Consider the following 14,843-nt stretch of genomic DNA (forward strand, 5'->3'; position numbering starts at 1 on the left):
GACACAGCGGCCCGTCCCACGGTGTCGCGGGCGGGGACGATGCCGTCACGCGATCGACCGACGCAATCAAAAAGAATATTATCTGCACCCAATATGGTCTATTCGTCTAATGACTCCCGGCGAGTCGATACAGCAGATGACCGACGACCCCGTTCTAGCCGGCGGTTCGACGCCGAGGACCCCAGATGTATGACCTCGGCCCGGACCTCGATCGGGAGGTCCCTCCGGGAACGAACGTCCTGGTGAGCGGTCCACCGCTGTCCGGCAAGCGGTCGCTTTGTCTGGACATCCTCGCGTCCGGAACCGAGAAAGGCGAGGGCGCCATCATCGTCACCACCAAAGACGGCGCGGACCGCGTTCTGAACGACTTCGAGAAGCGCACCGCCTACGAGGACCGCCCCGTGGCGATCGTCGACTGCGTGACCCGCCAGCAGGGCGTCGGCGACGTCCGCGACAGCGACCGGATCAAGTACACGTCCTCGCCGGTCGACATGACCGGGATCGGGATCAAGCTCTCGGAGTTCCTCCAGTCGTTCTATCAGAACCAAGGGATCGAGCAGAATCGGGTGATGCTCCACTCGCTTTCGACCCTGCTTATGTACTCTGACCTCCAGACGGTCTTCCGGTTCCTCCACGTCTTCACCGGCCGCATCCAGAGCGTCGACGGCCTCGGCGTCTTCGCGATCGACGCCAGCGCCCACGACGACCAGACGATGAACACGCTGAAACAGCTGTTCGACGGGATCATCACGACCTACGAAGACGAACCGCCGTCGGTCCGTCTGGCGGGCGACTGATCCCCGCGAAACACTTCCGCCCCCGGAGCGTCGCCGAAACGGCGATTTGAGTCACCACCGGGATTTTGTCGATCCGACCGGTACCGAGACGTCACGATGGAACTCGAAGAGTTCACGCGGTCGAACGCGCCCGAGGAGGGCGGCACCGGATTCCAGAAGGAAAACGCCAGACTGCTCGACGTCCCGGTCGACGGGACGGTGATGGTGAAAGCGGGGACGATGATCGCCTACACCGGCGAGATGACGTTCACGGGGAGATCTTCGGCTGAGGGCGGCATCACCGGCTTCGTCAAGGAGGCGGTCAGCGGCGAGGGCACGCCCGTGATGGAGGCCGAGGGCTCCGGCCACCTCTACGTCGCCGACCAGGGCAAGAAGGTCCAGGTCCTCGACCTCGACGCCGACGAGTCGATCTCGGTCAACGGCAACGACGTCCTCGCGTTCGAGTCCCGGATCGACTACGAGATCAACACCATCGGGAGCCTCTCCGGCGCCGCCGCCGGCGGGCTAACGAACGTCTACCTCTCCGGCCCCGGCCAGGCCGCGCTCACCACCCACGGCGACCCGCTCGTGATGACGCCGCCGGTCTACACGGACCCCGACGCCACCGTGGCCTGGAGTACGAACCTCTCGCCGTCGATCGCGACGAACAAGGCGATCGAGATCGGCCAGACCTCCGGCGAGGGGATGCAGATGGAGTTCACCGGCTCGGAGGGCTTCGTGGTCGTCCAGCCCCACGAGGAGGGCGGCCAGACACACGGCCAGTGATCTGTTCCGCCGTCGCATTCGCCGATCGCGATATCCTCGACGCGCGCTGATCGACGCCGACGTCACTCGGCGGGCGCGTCGCCGTCTGTCTGCGCCCCCCGGAGCTCCGACTCGGCCACCGACGCGTCGATTTCGAGCCGTCCGTAGCGCCACTGCACCCACCCGGCGGTGAGGGCGGTGCCGAGGAGGATCGCGCCGACGCCGACGAGCCCGGCCTCCGGGCCGAACGCGCCGCCGGTGAACGACCGCGGCCCGGACTGCTCGATCGCGATGAGCGAGACGCCGCCGCCGGTCCCGCTGACGGGGAAGCCGTAGACGACGCCCTGGAAGAAGTTCCAGGTGATGTGTAAGCCGATCGGGATCGCCAGTTCGCCCGTCAGGACGTAGCCCGCGGCGAGCATCACCGCGCCGAGGACGATCCCGAGCACGCTCGCGACGCCGGCGTTCGGGTTCGCCGCGTGGGCGACGCCGAAGAGGAGCGACGTCGCGACGGTCGCGAGCCCGACGCCGCCGACCGGGCCGATCCGATCGAACCACCGGAACCCCTCGGCGAGGTTCGTGAGGAGGTAGCCGCGGAACAGCAGTTCCTCGTAGACGCCGACCGCGACGAAGGTGAGAAGGCCCCACGCGAACCACGGCCAGAAGGCGAACCCGGCGCGGGCGACGACGAACCGGTCCCGAACCGCGACCCAGCCGACCGAGAGCTCGAACAGGAACACGAGCGTCATCAGCAGGGCGCCGAGCGCGAGGCCGAACCCGAGGTCGAGCCACCACGCGCGGTCGGTCCGGAGCCCGAAGTCGCGGAGTCGCCGCCGGTCGACGAACCGACCGACGAGGACGACCGCGCCGGCGATCACGAGCGTCTGCGCGGCGAGCGAGGCGACGTTCCGGATCGCGACCGCCGACTGCTCGGTCGACGCGATCGGTCCCAACACGGCCCGGATCGACCCCGACGTGGCCGCGGCGAAGACGAGAGTGCCGAGATAGCCCAGGAGGACGATCGTGAGGGCCAATGCGGCGATCCGCCAGGGCAGTCGCGGCCGCCGCGCGTCGTCGTTCCAGAGAACGCGTCGTGCCCGCGAGCGCATGTCTCTCACCTCGCGGAACCGCCCGTTAACTCTGTCGCCGAGGCGTCCGAGCCGGTCCGAGCGGCGGCGCCGTCCTGTCACTTATTACCAAAGGCGTCCAAGGATCGCCATATGTCCCGGTCCTCCACCGTAGTCCCTCCGCACGCTCGCGACTCCGCAGACGGGAGAGTGAGCAAAACGACTCCCCGGCACGCGACAGCCGATCAGCCGACGGAGCGATGACTGAGCCCCGCGTCTCCGAGCACGTCCGCGTCGACGGCGACGAGCACCCGCCCGGCGTCTACCGAGTCGTCGGCGTCGGCGACGAGACGGTGACGCTCCTCCGCGTGAGCGACGCAGACGGGGCGCGCGCCCACACCGGCGAGCTGCTCACCGTCGATACGGGCGATTTCCCGGACTTCGAGCCGGCGACGGAGCCGCCGAGCGACGCGAGCGTCGCCTCCAGGCTGGCGTCGCTCGCCGAGACGGCTTACTGGTCGGTCCGCGCCTTCGGCCAGCAGGTGGCGGCGCACCCGCTTCCCGCGGCGGCGGCCGGACTCGTCGTCGCTTTCGGAGCCGTCGGGGACGCCTTCGTGTCCCTCCCGGATCCGGTGTTCGGCGGCCTCATCTTCGTCGGGAGCCTCGGGCTCGCGTACGTCGGAAACGGGCTGTCGCTGTGACGGGGACGAGGAGTCCGGTCAGTCGTCGCCGAGGATGCCGCGGTGGGTCATCGTCTCGGGGTCGAGGACCTCGTCGGCCTCGTCTTCGGTGAGGTAGCCCTTCTCGACGACGACCTCTCGGACGGTCTTGTCCTCTTTGAGCGCCGTCTTCGCGACCTCGCTGGCCCTGTCGTAGCCAATCGTGGGGTTCAGCGCCGTGGCGAGGGCCATCGAGCGCTCGACCTGCTCCTCGCAGACGTCCTCGTTGGCTTCGAGCTTCGCGACGAAGCGCTCGGCGAACACCTCCGAGGCGTTCGCGAGCAGTTCGCTCGACTGCAGGAAGTTGTGGGCGATGACGGGCTTGTAGAGGTTCAGGTCGATCTGGCCCTCGGCGGCGCCCGCGGCGACGGCGGCGTCGTTGCCGACGACCTGCTTGTGGACCTGATTCACCGCTTCGGCGACGACGGGGTTGATCTTGCCGGGCATAATCGAACTCCCCGGTTGGTTCTCCGGCTGTTCGATCTCGCCGAGCCCGTTACGCGGGCCCGACGCCAGCAGACGGAGGTCGTTAGCGATCTTGTTCAGCGATCCCGCGACGGTGCGGAGCGCGCCGTGCGCCTCGTTCATCGCGTCGTGGGCGGCCTGGGCCTCGAAGTGGCTGTCCGCCGGCCGGAAGTCGAGGCCGGTCTCCTCGGAGATGTACTCCGCGGCGCGCTCGGGGAACTCCGGATGGGTGTTGAGCCCCGTTCCGACGGCGGTCCCGCCGAGCGCGAGCTCGCCGAGGTGGTCGGTGACGCTTTCGGCGCGCGCGATGCCCTTTTCCACCTGCGTGCGGTAGCCCGCGAACTCCTGGCCGAGGCGGATCGGCGTCGCGTCCTGGAGGTGGGTGCGGCCGGTCTTGACGACGCCGTCGAACTCGTCTTCCTTCTCCGCGAGCGCGTCTTCGAGCGTTTCGAGCGCCGGGAGCAGGTCCTTCCGGACGGCTTCGAGCGCCGCGACGTGCATCGCGGTCGGGATCACGTCGTTGGAGGACTGCCCGTAGTTGACGTGGTCGTTCGGATGGACGACCCGGTCGCCGATGGATTCGCCGAGGATCTCGGCCGCCCGGTTGGCGATGACCTCGTTGGCGTTCATGTTCGAGGAGGTGCCCGAGCCGGTCTGGAAGACGTCGACCGGGAACTGGTCGTCGTGGTCGCCCGCGATGACCTCGTCGGCGGCGTCGACGACGGCGTCGGCGATCTCCTCGTCGACGAGGTCGAGGTCGCGGTTCGCCTGCGCGGCGGCCTTCTTGACGACGCCGAGCGCGCGGACGAAGCGCCGGCCGAAGCCGATCCCCGAGATGGGGAAGTTCTCGACGGCGCGCTGGGTCTGGGCGCCCCAGTACGCGTCTTTCGGTACCTGCATCTCTCCGAGGCTGTCCCGCTCGATGCGGTACTCGTCGTCGGACATACTCGGACCGACGACCGGCGCCCGCGTAAAACCCGTCGGTCTCGCTCAGTCGTCGCGGCCGCCGGGACGGACGCCCCCGCTCACTGCCGGTCCTCGTACTCCTCGGGCGTGTAGGTCTTCATCTCCAAGGCGTGGATCTCGGTCGTCATCGCCTCGCCGAGCGCGTCGTAGACCATCTGGTGCTGTTCGACGAGCGTCTTCCCCTCGAAGGCGGGCGAGACGACGACCGCCGCGAAGTGGGCGTCCTCGTGGTCCTCGTCGGGGACGCGCGGGAGCGTGACGCTGGCGTCCGCATCCTCGATCCCCGCTTCGATCAGGCGTTCGACTTCCTCGGTGTCCATACCCGTCCCCTGGGTCGGCGCGGAATAAAATGCGCCGCTTTGGGACGCTTCGGAGGGACCGCCCGACGCCGTGACTAAAACGACTGTTCGCCCTTACGGCGCTTTTGAGTCGCCGGCGGCCGTCGGATCACGTATGTCCCCGCGAACGGACGCGAGCCCCCTCCCACACCGAACCGACGCCGTCGACCCGCCCGGATTCCCGACCGGATCTGAGGGCGACCGACCGCCCGCGGCCCGACTCCGCTCGCGACTCGCTTCCGTCTCCGGACTCGTCGCGTTCGGTTGCCTGCTCGTCGTGTACGTCGCCGCGCTGGCCGCGATCGGCCTCCGCCGCGCCCTCGGAGGACTCGTCCGGTGGGCGCTCCCGAGGAACGCTCGGTGACGGCCCGGCCGGTCACATCTGGTAGCGGCGCTCGTCGTCGCGCTGCGGGTACTGGTCCTGGCCGGTCATCTCCTCGTAGGTCATCCCCGAAAGGTACTCGTCGTAGGTCACGTCGTAGTCCTGCCGGAGGTGGAAGTCGAGCGTGCCGCGGTCGACCGTGGTCTGGAACAGCAGATGCACCGCCCGGCGGAGCAGTTCGTCGGTCTCCTCGGTGCCGAAGGCGGCCTTGAGCATCGCCAGTTCGTGTCGCGTCTCCCGATCGAGCGAGACCGACTGCTCTGCGTCGATGTTGGTGTAGGCGGATTCGACGTCGCCCGTGAGTTCCTCGAGGCTCATACCACGGACTCTCGGGAGGCGCGTGCAAACGGCTTTCGCCTTCGGTCTCGCTTCGCTCCCGCTCCGCCTCTTCGGCCTTCGTCGTCGCCGTTTCTTCGGTCCCGCCGTCCGCGACGGCTTCGGTCGAGACCAGAACCCCCAAGCCGCACCGGTCCGAGAGTCCGACGATGACCGACGGCGACGCCGGGAGCGAGGGTCGGTCCGAGCCGGACGAGGCGCTCCCCGAGGACCTCGACGCCGTCCGCGACGCGCTGGTGTCGTGGTACGAGGCCGACCACCGATCGTTCCCCTGGCGCGAGACCGACGACCCCTACGAGATCCTCGTCTCGGAGGTGATGAGCCAGCAGACGCAGTTGGACCGCGTCGTCGCCGCCTGGCGGGACTTCCTCGACCGCTGGCCCACGGCCGCGGCGCTCGCGGACGCCGACCGGGCCGACGTCGTCGCCTTCTGGAGCGACCACTCGCTCGGGTACAACAACCGCGCGAAGTACCTCCACGAGGCGGCCGGACAGGTGCTGACCGAGTACGGCGGCGACTTCCCCGAGACGCCCGGGGAGCTCTCGGAACTGATGGGCGTGGGCCCCTACACCGCGAACGCGGTCGCGTCGTTCGCGTTCGACAACGGCGACGCCGTCGTCGACACCAACGTGAAGCGGGTGCTCTACCGCGCGTTTGCGGAAATCCGTAATGCGGACGACCCGGACTACGAAACAGTTGCGAACGCCCTCATGCTGCCCGGAGAGTCCCGAATCTGGAACAACGCGATTATGGAACTCGGCGGCGTGGCGTGTCAGAAGAACCCTCGGTGTGACGAGGCAAGTTGCCCCTGGCGCGAGTGGTGTCACGCGTACCAGACCGGCGACTTCACCGCACCGGACGTGCCGACGCAGCCGAGCTTCGAGGGGAGCCGTCGGCAGTTCCGCGGGCGGATCGTTCGACTCCTCGGCGAACACGACGAGATGGATCTGGACACGCTTGGTCATCGGATTCGTGTGGACTACACACCTGATGGGGAGCACGGACGAGAGTGGTTGCGAGGTCTCCTTTCGGACCTCGCCGACGACGGTCTCGTCCAGGTCGAGGAAGGGGATGATCAGATGACTGCTCGCCTCCAGTAGTCTGATTCAGATCTGCTGAACGACTCACGTACGAGAAGGCCATTTTATTTCATACTCTATAGGGTGTCATACAAGGGTTGCCACGGTGTTTATTTCACACTCACACAGCTGATTAAGCCGTAAGACCCTGCGTGCATACTGCGCTCTTTTCGAGTTATAGGATTGGATCCGACCAGTCGTGGCCGCAGTCCGTGCATTCCCAGAAGTAGACCGCCTCCCCGCCACTACTCCTTTCCCGTTCGTGTAGGCTGTCGAGCCACACTCGGGGCAAGAACTGGAGGGCATTATCTCAACTACTATTTTGGTTCCTGATGGAGTTGTTGGCCGACTATCTCTATCGCTTACCACTCTTGCGTGGTTCTATCTACGGCCACAAAGGTGAGTGCAAGAACCAAGAGAATCAAGGTGAGCGACCGTAGGAGGAACACTAAAAACCGGGCTGGAACGCCTAAGAGATAGACCGATGCGGTGAACGCGGTGAGCGAGGTTATAACTGCCGCGCTGTAAGCCCGGTGAACGGGCTTCATCATACTCGTCTATTATCAGCAAGATGGATAAACACACGGGCTGAGATGAAAATCCGTTCCTCTATACAATTCGCCTGAACTGACCGATTCTGTTTGATGTGAGGAGTGTTCTATGATACCCTTGGTGTTCCGCCTACCGGACCGGCGATTTCACTGCGCCCGACGTGCCCACACAGCCTGAGTTCGAGGGGAGTCGGCGGCAGATGCGCGGCCGCGTGATCTCGGCGCTCAAGGAGTACGACGAGCTCCCCCTGGACGAACTGTAGTAGCGTTTGCAAGTCTTCACTCACTCGATCGCACGACGCGTGCGATCGGATCGAGTAATCAGTTGCAAATGCTACTATAGCCGCTGGTGCCGAACGAAACGCCGTCGACACGGTCTCTCACCGGTCGTGGGGCGATACCGAGAAGGAAGACCCAGCGGCGTCGAACCCACGAGGGAAGTCGTGACGGTGGACGCGGCCGCACCGTCCCGTCGTGCGACCGGACGAGCAACCGGCTGCGAACGCGACGGCGCGCATAAAACACCGAGCTCGAACATATTCGTTCCGTCTTTCGTATATAGGAACGAGTTCGACGGTATATCCCGGAGAAGGGGTGACGTTCGGACGTGATCCCGATGAATCGGAGAACGTTCGTTCGTGCCCTGGCGGTGACCGGGACGATAGCGATCGCCGGCTGTTCGTCGGGCAGCGGAAGCGGCGGGTCGAGCGGAAACAGCGGCGGCGGGACCGCGACTGAAACCGCAACCGCGACCAGTGGCGGTTCCGGTGCGCAGTGGAAGCAGACCTCGACCGTCGAGATGACGGACACCCTGAAGTACGTGCCCAAGCGCATCGAGGTGAAGAAGGGCACGAAGGTCACCTGGAAGAACACAGGGAGTATCGGACACACCGTCACCGCCTACGAGGGCGAGATCCCCGACGGCGCTGCCTACTTCGCGTCGGGCGGCTTCGACTCCGAGCAGGCGGCCACGGACGGTTACTCGAACGACCAGAAGGGGAATATCCCGAAAGGCGAGTCCTACTCGCACACGTTCGAGACCACGGGGACGTACAAGTACTTCTGCATCCCGCACGAGCTGAACGGGATGGTCGGATACGTGAAAGTAGTCTGATAAAAAGGTGACCACTTATGTCAGAATCAGACACCACCGTCACTGATCCCGAAGACGTCATCGAAGCGCACGAGAGCCAGCTCGACGATCTCCTGGCAGAGGTCGAAGAGCCGCCGACCGAAGGCGAGGGCGAGACGTTCTCGCTGGATCTGCCGGGGCTCTCGCTCGACCGGCGAGACTTTATGAAGGCTGGCGCGGCCGCCGGCGCTATGAGCGGTCTCGCGGGGTGTGCCAGCCTCGGCGGCGGGGGTGGGACCGCGACGCCGCAGTCTCAGAGCGGCGGCGACAGCGACCACATCGTTCCCCCGGGGCAGAAAGACGACTACTACGGCTTCTGGTCCGGCGGCCACTCCGGCGAGGTCCGGATCGTCGGACTCCCGTCGATGCGAGAGATCCGACGGATCCCCGTCTTCCAGCGCGACGGCGCGGTCGGCTACGGCCACGACGAGAAGACGAAACAGGTCCTCCAGGAGGGGAAAGGAGAGGAGCTGTCGAACTCGATGCACCACGAGTGGGGCGACGCCCACCACCCCATCCTCTCGGAGTCCGGCGGCGACTACGACGGGAAGTACCTCTGGATCAACGACAAGGCCAACGGTCGGATGGCGCGGATCAACCTGAAGTACTTCGAGACCGACGCCATCACGGATATTCCCAATATGCAGGCCTGTCACGGCTGCGCCGTACAGAGCCCGGACACGAAGTACGTCTACGGGATCGGCGAGTTCCGCGTTCCCGTCCCCAACGACGGATCGAACGTCGGCGACGCCGAGAAGTACTGGTCAACCTTCGCCGCGCTCGACCCCGAGACGATGAACGTCGAGTGGGAAGTCCGAGTCACCGGCAACCTCGACAACGCCGACTCCGGCAAGGAGGGGAAGTGGGCGTTCGCGACCGGCTACAACAAGGAACAGTCGTTCGAGATCGAGGGGATGACCCACGACGACCGGGACTACCTGAAGGCGTTCAACATCCCCGCCATCGAGTCGGCGATCGAGGCCGGGAAGTACGAGGAAGTGAACGGCGTGAAGGTCCTCGACGGCCGGAAAGGGAAACCCCTGAACAGCGGGGACAACCCCATCGTGAAGTACGTGCCGACGCCGAAGAGCCCGCACGGCTGCGACGTCGAACCCCAGGGCCGGTACGTGACCGCGAGCGGGAAGCTCTCGCCCACGGTCACCGTCGTCGACATCGACAAACTCGAGCAGGTCTCCGACCCCTCGAAGGCCATCGTCGGCCAGCCGAAGGTCGGGCTCGGCCCCCTCCACACGTCCTTCGACGGCCGCGGCAACGCCTACACGACGCTGTTCATCGACTCCCAGGTCGCGAAGTGGGACATCAAGAAGGCCGTCGAAGCCAAGAAGGGCTCGACCGACCCCGTGCTCGGGAAAGTGGACGTCCACTACAACCCCGGACACCTGCAGGCGGCCGAAGCCGAAACCACCGACCCGGCGGGCGACTGGCTGGTGAGCCTCAACAAGCTCTCGAAGGACAGGTTCCTCTCCGTCGGGCCCATCCATCCGGACAACGACCAGCTCATCGACATCAGCGAGGATATGCAGAACGCCTCGGGCGGGATGGAACTGGTCGCGGACCACCCGGTCCACCCCGAGCCTCACGACTGCGTCATCGCCAGTGCCGACAAGATCAACCCGAAGAACGTCTGGGAGAAGCAGGACTACGCCGACGAGAAGCCGTACGTCACCTTCGAGTCGGCCGGCATCGAGCGCACCGGTGACAAATCCGTCGAGGTGCGCCTCGCGTCGAAGCGCTCGGAGTATGCGCTGCGGGACTTCACCGTCAAGGAGGGCGACGAGGTCACCCTCATCGACACCAACATCGAGGGGATCCGCGACATCATTCACGGCGTCGCCATCCCCAAGTACGGTATCAACCTCGCCGTCGCCCCGCAGGACACCCGGAAGGTCACGTTCACCGCCACCGAACCGGGCGTCTACTGGGTGTACTGCACGTTCTTCTGCAGTGCGCTCCACCTGGAGATGCGCTCGCGGATGATCGTCGAACCGCGCGAGTAGTGACCGAATCCGGACGGTCGACGCCGACCGTCGGCGGTGCCCGAGCGGGTCTCCGCCCGGGACCGTCACCGGCGACCGGTCCGCCGTCAGACCCTGACACATCGAGGTGAGACAAGATGAACTACGACTGGCCTGGAATCGACAGCTTCCGAGAGCTCAGACGGGGACTGCCCGTGGTGGCGGCGGTGCTGTTCGTCGTCGCGCTGGCGTTCCCGATGTGGCGCATCAGCGTCGACGCGGTCCAGTATCCGACCACGACGCTACACCTGAAACTGTACGCTTATCCCCGCATCGCGGGGGACTACGCCGAGATGGCGAACCTCAACAAGTACATCGGGTTCTACTACCCCGATCCGGTGTACTGGCAGCCCAACTACGAGCCCCATCCCTACGCGGTCGACGTCCCCGAGTGGTCGTTCGGTCCGCTGGCGTTCGTCGGGGTGGGACTCTTGAGCGTGTTCGTCGCGCTCGCGCCGACGACAGAGAAACTGAAGCGGGGGCTCACGGCCCAGTTCGTCGGGACGGTGGTCGTGTTCACGGTTATGCTGGCGGACATCCAGTACCGACTCTACCAGGCGGGTCACCACCTCGATCCGAACGCACCGGTGATGGGCGTTTCGGGGTTCACCCCGCCGCTGTGGGGCCGATACGAGGTCGCCAACATCACGAGCCACTCCCGGTTCGGTCTGGGGGCGTATCTGTCGATGGCGGCGGTGGGGCTGCTCCTGTTGGCGTACTACTACCGCGACACCGGCGTCACCTTCGGCGACCTCCCCGCTCGGCTCCGGGCGGGCCTCGCCGCGCTGATCGAGCGGGTGACCGGGCGACAGTCCGGAGGGCACACCGACCCGACCGAATCGGCCGGATCGACGGACGCACAGCCGAGTCAGAACATCGACCGCTGATCCACGCTCGCGATGACCGCCACCAGACTCCTCGAACGCGGGTTCGCCCTCGCCGCGGCCGCGGTGTTCGTCGTGGCTGTCGCGACAGTCGGCGTCGGGGCCGGACAGACCACCGAGAAGGGCCGGGACAGTCGGCTCGCGTTCGACACCGGGGTGCCGCAGGAGTACCAGTTCGACGTCCCGGCGACCGACGGAGTGGCACGCGTCGACGGTCGGCGGTACGAGGCGGTGGACGGGGCCCTCGCGGCGGCGGAGCCCGGAGACACCGTCCGGCTCCGCGGCCGGTTCGACGAGCGAGTCGTGATACGGACCGACGGCGTGACCCTCCGGCCCGCCGGGACGTCCCGTCCCGTCATCGACGGCGGTGGCAACGGGACCGTCGTGAACGTTCAGGCCGACGACGTCACCCTCCGCGGACTGTGGATCCGCAACGGCGGGTACGACACCTCGGACAACGACGCCGCGCTGTGGGTGAACGGGAGCGGCGTGTCCGTGGTCGACAACCGCATCACCGAGATGACGTTCGGAATCTGGCTGAACGGCGTGACCGGCGCGCGCGTGGTCGGCAACACCATCGTCGGCCGGGAGTGCATCACGCCGCTGACCCGGCGGGGCAACGGGATCCAGATCTGGAAGGTCCGGGATTCGGTAATCGCAAACAACCGCATCACCGACGTGCGAGACGGGATGTACTTCTCGTGGTCGAGTCACGTCGTCGCCCGGAACAACACGATGTGGGACCTCCGGTACGGCGTCCACTATATGTACTCCGATCACTGTCAACTCCGGAACAACACGGCGTTCGACAACGACGTCGGGTACGCGCTGATGGTGTCCGAACAGCTCCGCATCGTGGGCAACGTCGCGGTGAAAAACACCGGGCGCAGCGGTCACGGGATCCTCGTCAAGAGCGTCGACGACACGGTGATCCGCGGTAATGACCTGGTCGCGAACCACAAGGGGCTGTTCATCTACAACTCGCTGAACAACACCGTCGCGGGGAACCTCCTCTTGGGCAACGACGTCGGGGTCCACGTCACCGCCGGCAGCACGCGCGAGCGCGTGTTCAACAACAGTTTCATCCGGAACGACAGGCAGGTGCTGGCGGTGATCGAAAGGCAGGTCTACTGGAACGAGACCCGCGGCAACTTCTGGTCGGGCGCGACTACGGTCGACATCGACGACGACGGCATCGGCGACACCCGCTATCAGCCCGCCGGGGCGATCCAGCGGCTGACCGCCGAGAAGCCGGCGATGAGGGTGTTCACCACCAGCCCGGCGTTCGACGCCGTCAGGCTGGCGCAGTCGACCGTTCCGGTCGTGGAGTCGCCCGGTATCGTCGACGCGCGGCCGCTCGTCACCTCCCCGCACGACGACTGGAGGAGATACTATGAGCGAGATTGACGTGAACGACGTCTCGAAGGCGTACGGGAGCGTGCAGGCGCTCGATGGCCTCTCGCTGTCTGTCGACCGCGGGAGCTCGGTGGGCGTCTTCGGCACCAACGGGGCCGGCAAGACCACGCTGTTCAAGCTGCTCGTTGGGCTCGATCGCCCCGACGAGGGAGCGATCCGCGTCTGCGGGGCGGACCCGACGTCCGGACTGCGGGTACGCGAGCGGGTGCGGTACCTCCCGGAACAGACCGGGTTCCCGCCGACTCTGACCGGTCGAGAGATCCTCTCGTTCCACGCGCGTGTCCGATCGGTCCCGACCGGACGGCGCGACCGCCACGTCGAACGGGTCCTCCGCACGGTCGGCCTCCGCGAGGCCGCGGATCGGCGCGTCGGCGGGTACTCCAACGGGATGAATCGACGGCTCGGGCTCGGGACGGCACTCATCGGCGGCCCCGCGGTGCTGCTGCTCGACGAACCGACCGCGGGCCTCGACCCCGAGGGCATCGCCGCCTTCCACGACGTGGTGTCGTCGCTGACGGCGCAGACCGACATCACCCTCGTGTTCTCTTCGCACGCGCTCTCGGAGATCGAGCGGCTCTGCGATCGGGCGGTCATCGTGGCCGACGGCCACGTCGCGGCCGACGGGCCGGTCGAGTCGCTCCGCCGCGACGCGGCCGAGGGCGTGACGCTCTCGCTCGTCCTCTCGGACTCCGACGACGTCGCGCCGGCGGCCGAGACCGTCCGGGCCGCAGACGCGAATGCGACCGTCTCTCGGCGCGGGGCGACACTGGAAATCGAGTGTCCGCGTGAGGCCGCCTACGACCTGCTCACCGCGGTCGGCGAGCGCTCCGACCTCGATCGGTTCGAGGTCAGCGAACCCGGCCTCGAAGCCGCGTTCTACGAGGCCGTCGGGGCCGACCGATCGCCGCCGGACCGGACCAAACACGGAGCGGGAGGTGAGCTCCCGTGACCCCCGACAGCGACGGGTCGGACCGCGCGGTCGGCGGCGACGCCCCCGACCGCACGGCCGACGGCGGCACCGACACGCTCGATCGGGTCGACAGAGCGGCTGCGAAGACGGGCGGGGATCTGGAATCGGAGAACACGTCGGATTACGGCGGGCTCCCCTCTCTCTCGTTGGCCGCGGACTCTCCGACGCTCGCAGTCGCGGGCCGGGAGTACCGACTGGCCGTCCGGAGCCGCTGGGCCGCCGGGATCGTCCTGCTCTTCGGCCTGTTCACGACGGCGGTCGTCCAGTTCGGGACCTCGACCGTCGGACCCGGCCGGTTCGACGCGGTCCTCGCGACGGTGGTCGAACTCGGCGTGTACCTGGTGCCGCTGGTCGCCGTCGCCGTCGGCTACGACGTCGTCGTCGGTGCCCACGAGCGGGGGTCGCTCGAACTCCTGCTCGCGCTCCCGATCACCCGCGGTCGCGTGATCGCTGGCACGCTCGCCGGGCGGGCGGCCGTCCTGTCCGGCGCGATGCTCCTGGGGTTCGTCCCCGCCGGCGTCCTCACGGTGCTGTGGTTCGGTCCGAGCGGCGTCGGCGCGTACGCGACCGTGGCGCTCGCGGCGGCGCTGACCGGCTGTGCCGTCCTCAGTGTCGCCGTTCTGGTCTCGACCGTCGCGCCGACGAAGACGTACGCGCTCGGGGGATCGCTCGCGCTGTGGCTCTGGTTCGTCCTCCTGCACGACCTCGCCGCGCTCGGGACTGTCGCGGCCGCAGACCTCGGAGGGGCCGCCATCGCGGTCGCGGTACTGCTCAATCCGGTCGACTGCTTCCGCGTCATCGGCCTCTCGCAGGTCGACGTCGTCGCCGGCGGGTTCGGGGCGGTGATGACGCAGGCGGGGCTCTCGATGCCGCTCGCCGTCGCGGCGCTGGGCGCGTGGACTCTCGTCCCCGGCGCGGCCGCGGCTCGCCTCCTCCGCCGCCGGCGGCTCTGATACTGACT

At 67.0% G+C, this 14,843-nt stretch carries 15 protein-coding genes and 1 pseudogene; 12 read left to right on the forward strand and 4 right to left on the reverse strand.

Translation table 11 applies throughout. The annotated features are described in order from the left end of the window. The first annotated feature begins 185 nt into the window (after positions 1-185). Positions 186-797 carry an RAD55 family ATPase gene (locus tag ACQUQ0_RS12040; protein ID WP_435185313.1) on the forward strand — a complete coding sequence of 204 codons (612 nt, stop codon included), beginning with the start codon at positions 186-188 and terminating at the stop codon, positions 795-797. A gap of 96 nt (positions 798-893) precedes the next feature. Then, a complete protein-coding gene (locus tag ACQUQ0_RS12045) occupies positions 894-1,562 on the forward strand; it encodes an AIM24 family protein (protein ID WP_435185315.1) in 669 nt (222 codons plus the stop codon). A 62-nt stretch (positions 1,563-1,624) separates the two neighbouring features. Here ACQUQ0_RS12045 and ACQUQ0_RS12050 read toward each other — a convergent pair whose 3' ends face one another. Further along, positions 1,625-2,650, reverse strand: coding sequence for a CPBP family intramembrane glutamic endopeptidase (locus ACQUQ0_RS12050; RefSeq protein WP_435185316.1), 1,026 nt, complete (start codon positions 2,648-2,650; stop codon positions 1,625-1,627). Between the two features lie 218 nt (positions 2,651-2,868). On the opposite strand from ACQUQ0_RS12050, the gene ACQUQ0_RS12055 reads away from it, so the two are divergent. Then, entirely contained in the window at positions 2,869-3,309 is a 441-nt protein-coding gene (locus ACQUQ0_RS12055) for a hypothetical protein (RefSeq protein WP_435185318.1), read from the forward strand. An 18-nt stretch (positions 3,310-3,327) separates the two neighbouring features. Here ACQUQ0_RS12055 and ACQUQ0_RS12060 read toward each other — a convergent pair whose 3' ends face one another. Both ACQUQ0_RS12060 and ACQUQ0_RS12065 read right to left on the reverse strand, forming a co-directional pair. Next, positions 3,328-4,737 (reverse strand): class II fumarate hydratase, encoded by a 1,410-nt coding sequence (locus tag ACQUQ0_RS12060; protein WP_435185319.1) that lies wholly within the window; start codon positions 4,735-4,737, stop codon positions 3,328-3,330. An 80-nt stretch (positions 4,738-4,817) separates the two neighbouring features. After that, on the reverse strand, positions 4,818-5,078 hold the full coding sequence (locus ACQUQ0_RS12065; protein ID WP_372389319.1) for a BolA family protein: 261 nt from the start codon (positions 5,076-5,078) through the stop codon (positions 4,818-4,820). A 133-nt stretch (positions 5,079-5,211) separates the two neighbouring features. Here ACQUQ0_RS12065 and ACQUQ0_RS12070 point away from each other — a divergent pair, with 133 nt between their 5' ends. Then, the gene (locus ACQUQ0_RS12070; protein ID WP_435185322.1) at positions 5,212-5,460 is read left to right on the forward strand and encodes a hypothetical protein; all 249 of its coding nucleotides are present in this window, start codon (positions 5,212-5,214) and stop codon (positions 5,458-5,460) included. Positions 5,461-5,472: 12 nt separating this feature from the next. On the opposite strand, the gene ACQUQ0_RS12075 is transcribed toward ACQUQ0_RS12070, so the two are convergent. After that, on the reverse strand, positions 5,473-5,796 hold the full coding sequence (locus tag ACQUQ0_RS12075; RefSeq protein WP_435185324.1) for a hypothetical protein: 324 nt from the start codon (positions 5,794-5,796) through the stop codon (positions 5,473-5,475). A 167-nt stretch (positions 5,797-5,963) separates the two neighbouring features. Here ACQUQ0_RS12075 and ACQUQ0_RS12080 point away from each other — a divergent pair, with 167 nt between their 5' ends. The 8 genes and pseudogenes from ACQUQ0_RS12080 (at position 5,964) to ACQUQ0_RS12115 (ending at position 14,835) form a co-directional block, all read left to right on the forward strand. Continuing rightward, positions 5,964-6,914 (forward strand): A/G-specific adenine glycosylase, encoded by a 951-nt coding sequence (locus ACQUQ0_RS12080; RefSeq protein ID WP_435185326.1) that lies wholly within the window; start codon positions 5,964-5,966, stop codon positions 6,912-6,914. A gap of 649 nt (positions 6,915-7,563) precedes the next feature. Further along, positions 7,564-7,704, forward strand: a pseudogene (locus tag ACQUQ0_RS12085) (A/G-specific adenine glycosylase); the annotation flags it as partial. 356 nt (positions 7,705-8,060) lie between these two features. After that, on the forward strand, positions 8,061-8,558 hold the full coding sequence (locus ACQUQ0_RS12090; protein WP_435185327.1) for a plastocyanin/azurin family copper-binding protein: 498 nt from the start codon (positions 8,061-8,063) through the stop codon (positions 8,556-8,558). Between the two features lie 17 nt (positions 8,559-8,575). Further along, the gene (nosZ, locus tag ACQUQ0_RS12095; RefSeq protein ID WP_435185329.1) at positions 8,576-10,594 is read left to right on the forward strand and encodes a TAT-dependent nitrous-oxide reductase; all 2,019 of its coding nucleotides are present in this window, start codon (positions 8,576-8,578) and stop codon (positions 10,592-10,594) included. 116 nt (positions 10,595-10,710) lie between these two features. Continuing rightward, positions 10,711-11,499 (forward strand): hypothetical protein, encoded by a 789-nt coding sequence (locus ACQUQ0_RS12100; RefSeq protein WP_435185332.1) that lies wholly within the window; start codon positions 10,711-10,713, stop codon positions 11,497-11,499. Positions 11,500-11,511: 12 nt separating this feature from the next. Next, positions 11,512-12,903 (forward strand): right-handed parallel beta-helix repeat-containing protein, encoded by a 1,392-nt coding sequence (locus ACQUQ0_RS12105; protein WP_435185334.1) that lies wholly within the window; start codon positions 11,512-11,514, stop codon positions 12,901-12,903. Next, positions 12,890-13,861 (forward strand): ABC transporter ATP-binding protein, encoded by a 972-nt coding sequence (locus ACQUQ0_RS12110; protein ID WP_435185336.1) that lies wholly within the window; start codon positions 12,890-12,892, stop codon positions 13,859-13,861. The genes ACQUQ0_RS12105 and ACQUQ0_RS12110 overlap by 14 nt, the downstream gene beginning before the upstream one ends. Continuing rightward, a complete protein-coding gene (locus ACQUQ0_RS12115; protein ID WP_435185338.1) occupies positions 13,858-14,835 on the forward strand; it encodes an ABC transporter permease in 978 nt (325 codons plus the stop codon). The genes ACQUQ0_RS12110 and ACQUQ0_RS12115 overlap by 4 nt, the downstream gene beginning before the upstream one ends. Positions 14,836-14,843 lie beyond the last annotated feature (8 nt).

The organism is Halobellus sp. EA9, from assembly GCF_051195055.1.
Classification (GTDB): domain Archaea; phylum Halobacteriota; class Halobacteria; order Halobacteriales; family Haloferacaceae; genus Haloquadratum; species Haloquadratum rubicundus.

Excerpts from the sequence above, each read along its gene's own strand:
- ACQUQ0_RS12080 (WP_435185326.1), top strand. The coding sequence starts at position 5,964 with ATGACCGACGGCGACGCCGGGAGCGAGGGTCGGTCCGAGCCGGACGAG.
- ACQUQ0_RS12105 (WP_435185334.1), top strand. The coding sequence starts at position 11,512 with ATGACCGCCACCAGACTCCTCGAACGCGGGTTCGCCCTCGCCGCGGCC.
- ACQUQ0_RS12110 (WP_435185336.1), top strand. The coding sequence starts at position 12,890 with ATGAGCGAGATTGACGTGAACGACGTCTCGAAGGCGTACGGGAGCGTG.
- ACQUQ0_RS12070 (WP_435185322.1), top strand. The coding sequence starts at position 5,212 with ATGTCCCCGCGAACGGACGCGAGCCCCCTCCCACACCGAACCGACGCC.
- ACQUQ0_RS12075 (WP_435185324.1), bottom strand. The coding sequence starts at position 5,796 with ATGAGCCTCGAGGAACTCACGGGCGACGTCGAATCCGCCTACACCAAC.
- ACQUQ0_RS12050 (WP_435185316.1), bottom strand. The coding sequence starts at position 2,650 with ATGCGCTCGCGGGCACGACGCGTTCTCTGGAACGACGACGCGCGGCGG.
- ACQUQ0_RS12045 (WP_435185315.1), top strand. The coding sequence starts at position 894 with ATGGAACTCGAAGAGTTCACGCGGTCGAACGCGCCCGAGGAGGGCGGC.
- ACQUQ0_RS12040 (WP_435185313.1), top strand. The coding sequence starts at position 186 with ATGTATGACCTCGGCCCGGACCTCGATCGGGAGGTCCCTCCGGGAACG.
- ACQUQ0_RS12055 (WP_435185318.1), top strand. The coding sequence starts at position 2,869 with ATGACTGAGCCCCGCGTCTCCGAGCACGTCCGCGTCGACGGCGACGAG.
- nosZ (WP_435185329.1), top strand. The coding sequence starts at position 8,576 with ATGTCAGAATCAGACACCACCGTCACTGATCCCGAAGACGTCATCGAA.
- ACQUQ0_RS12065 (WP_372389319.1), bottom strand. The coding sequence starts at position 5,078 with ATGGACACCGAGGAAGTCGAACGCCTGATCGAAGCGGGGATCGAGGAT.
- ACQUQ0_RS12100 (WP_435185332.1), top strand. The coding sequence starts at position 10,711 with ATGAACTACGACTGGCCTGGAATCGACAGCTTCCGAGAGCTCAGACGG.
- ACQUQ0_RS12060 (WP_435185319.1), bottom strand. The coding sequence starts at position 4,737 with ATGTCCGACGACGAGTACCGCATCGAGCGGGACAGCCTCGGAGAGATG.
- ACQUQ0_RS12090 (WP_435185327.1), top strand. The coding sequence starts at position 8,061 with ATGAATCGGAGAACGTTCGTTCGTGCCCTGGCGGTGACCGGGACGATA.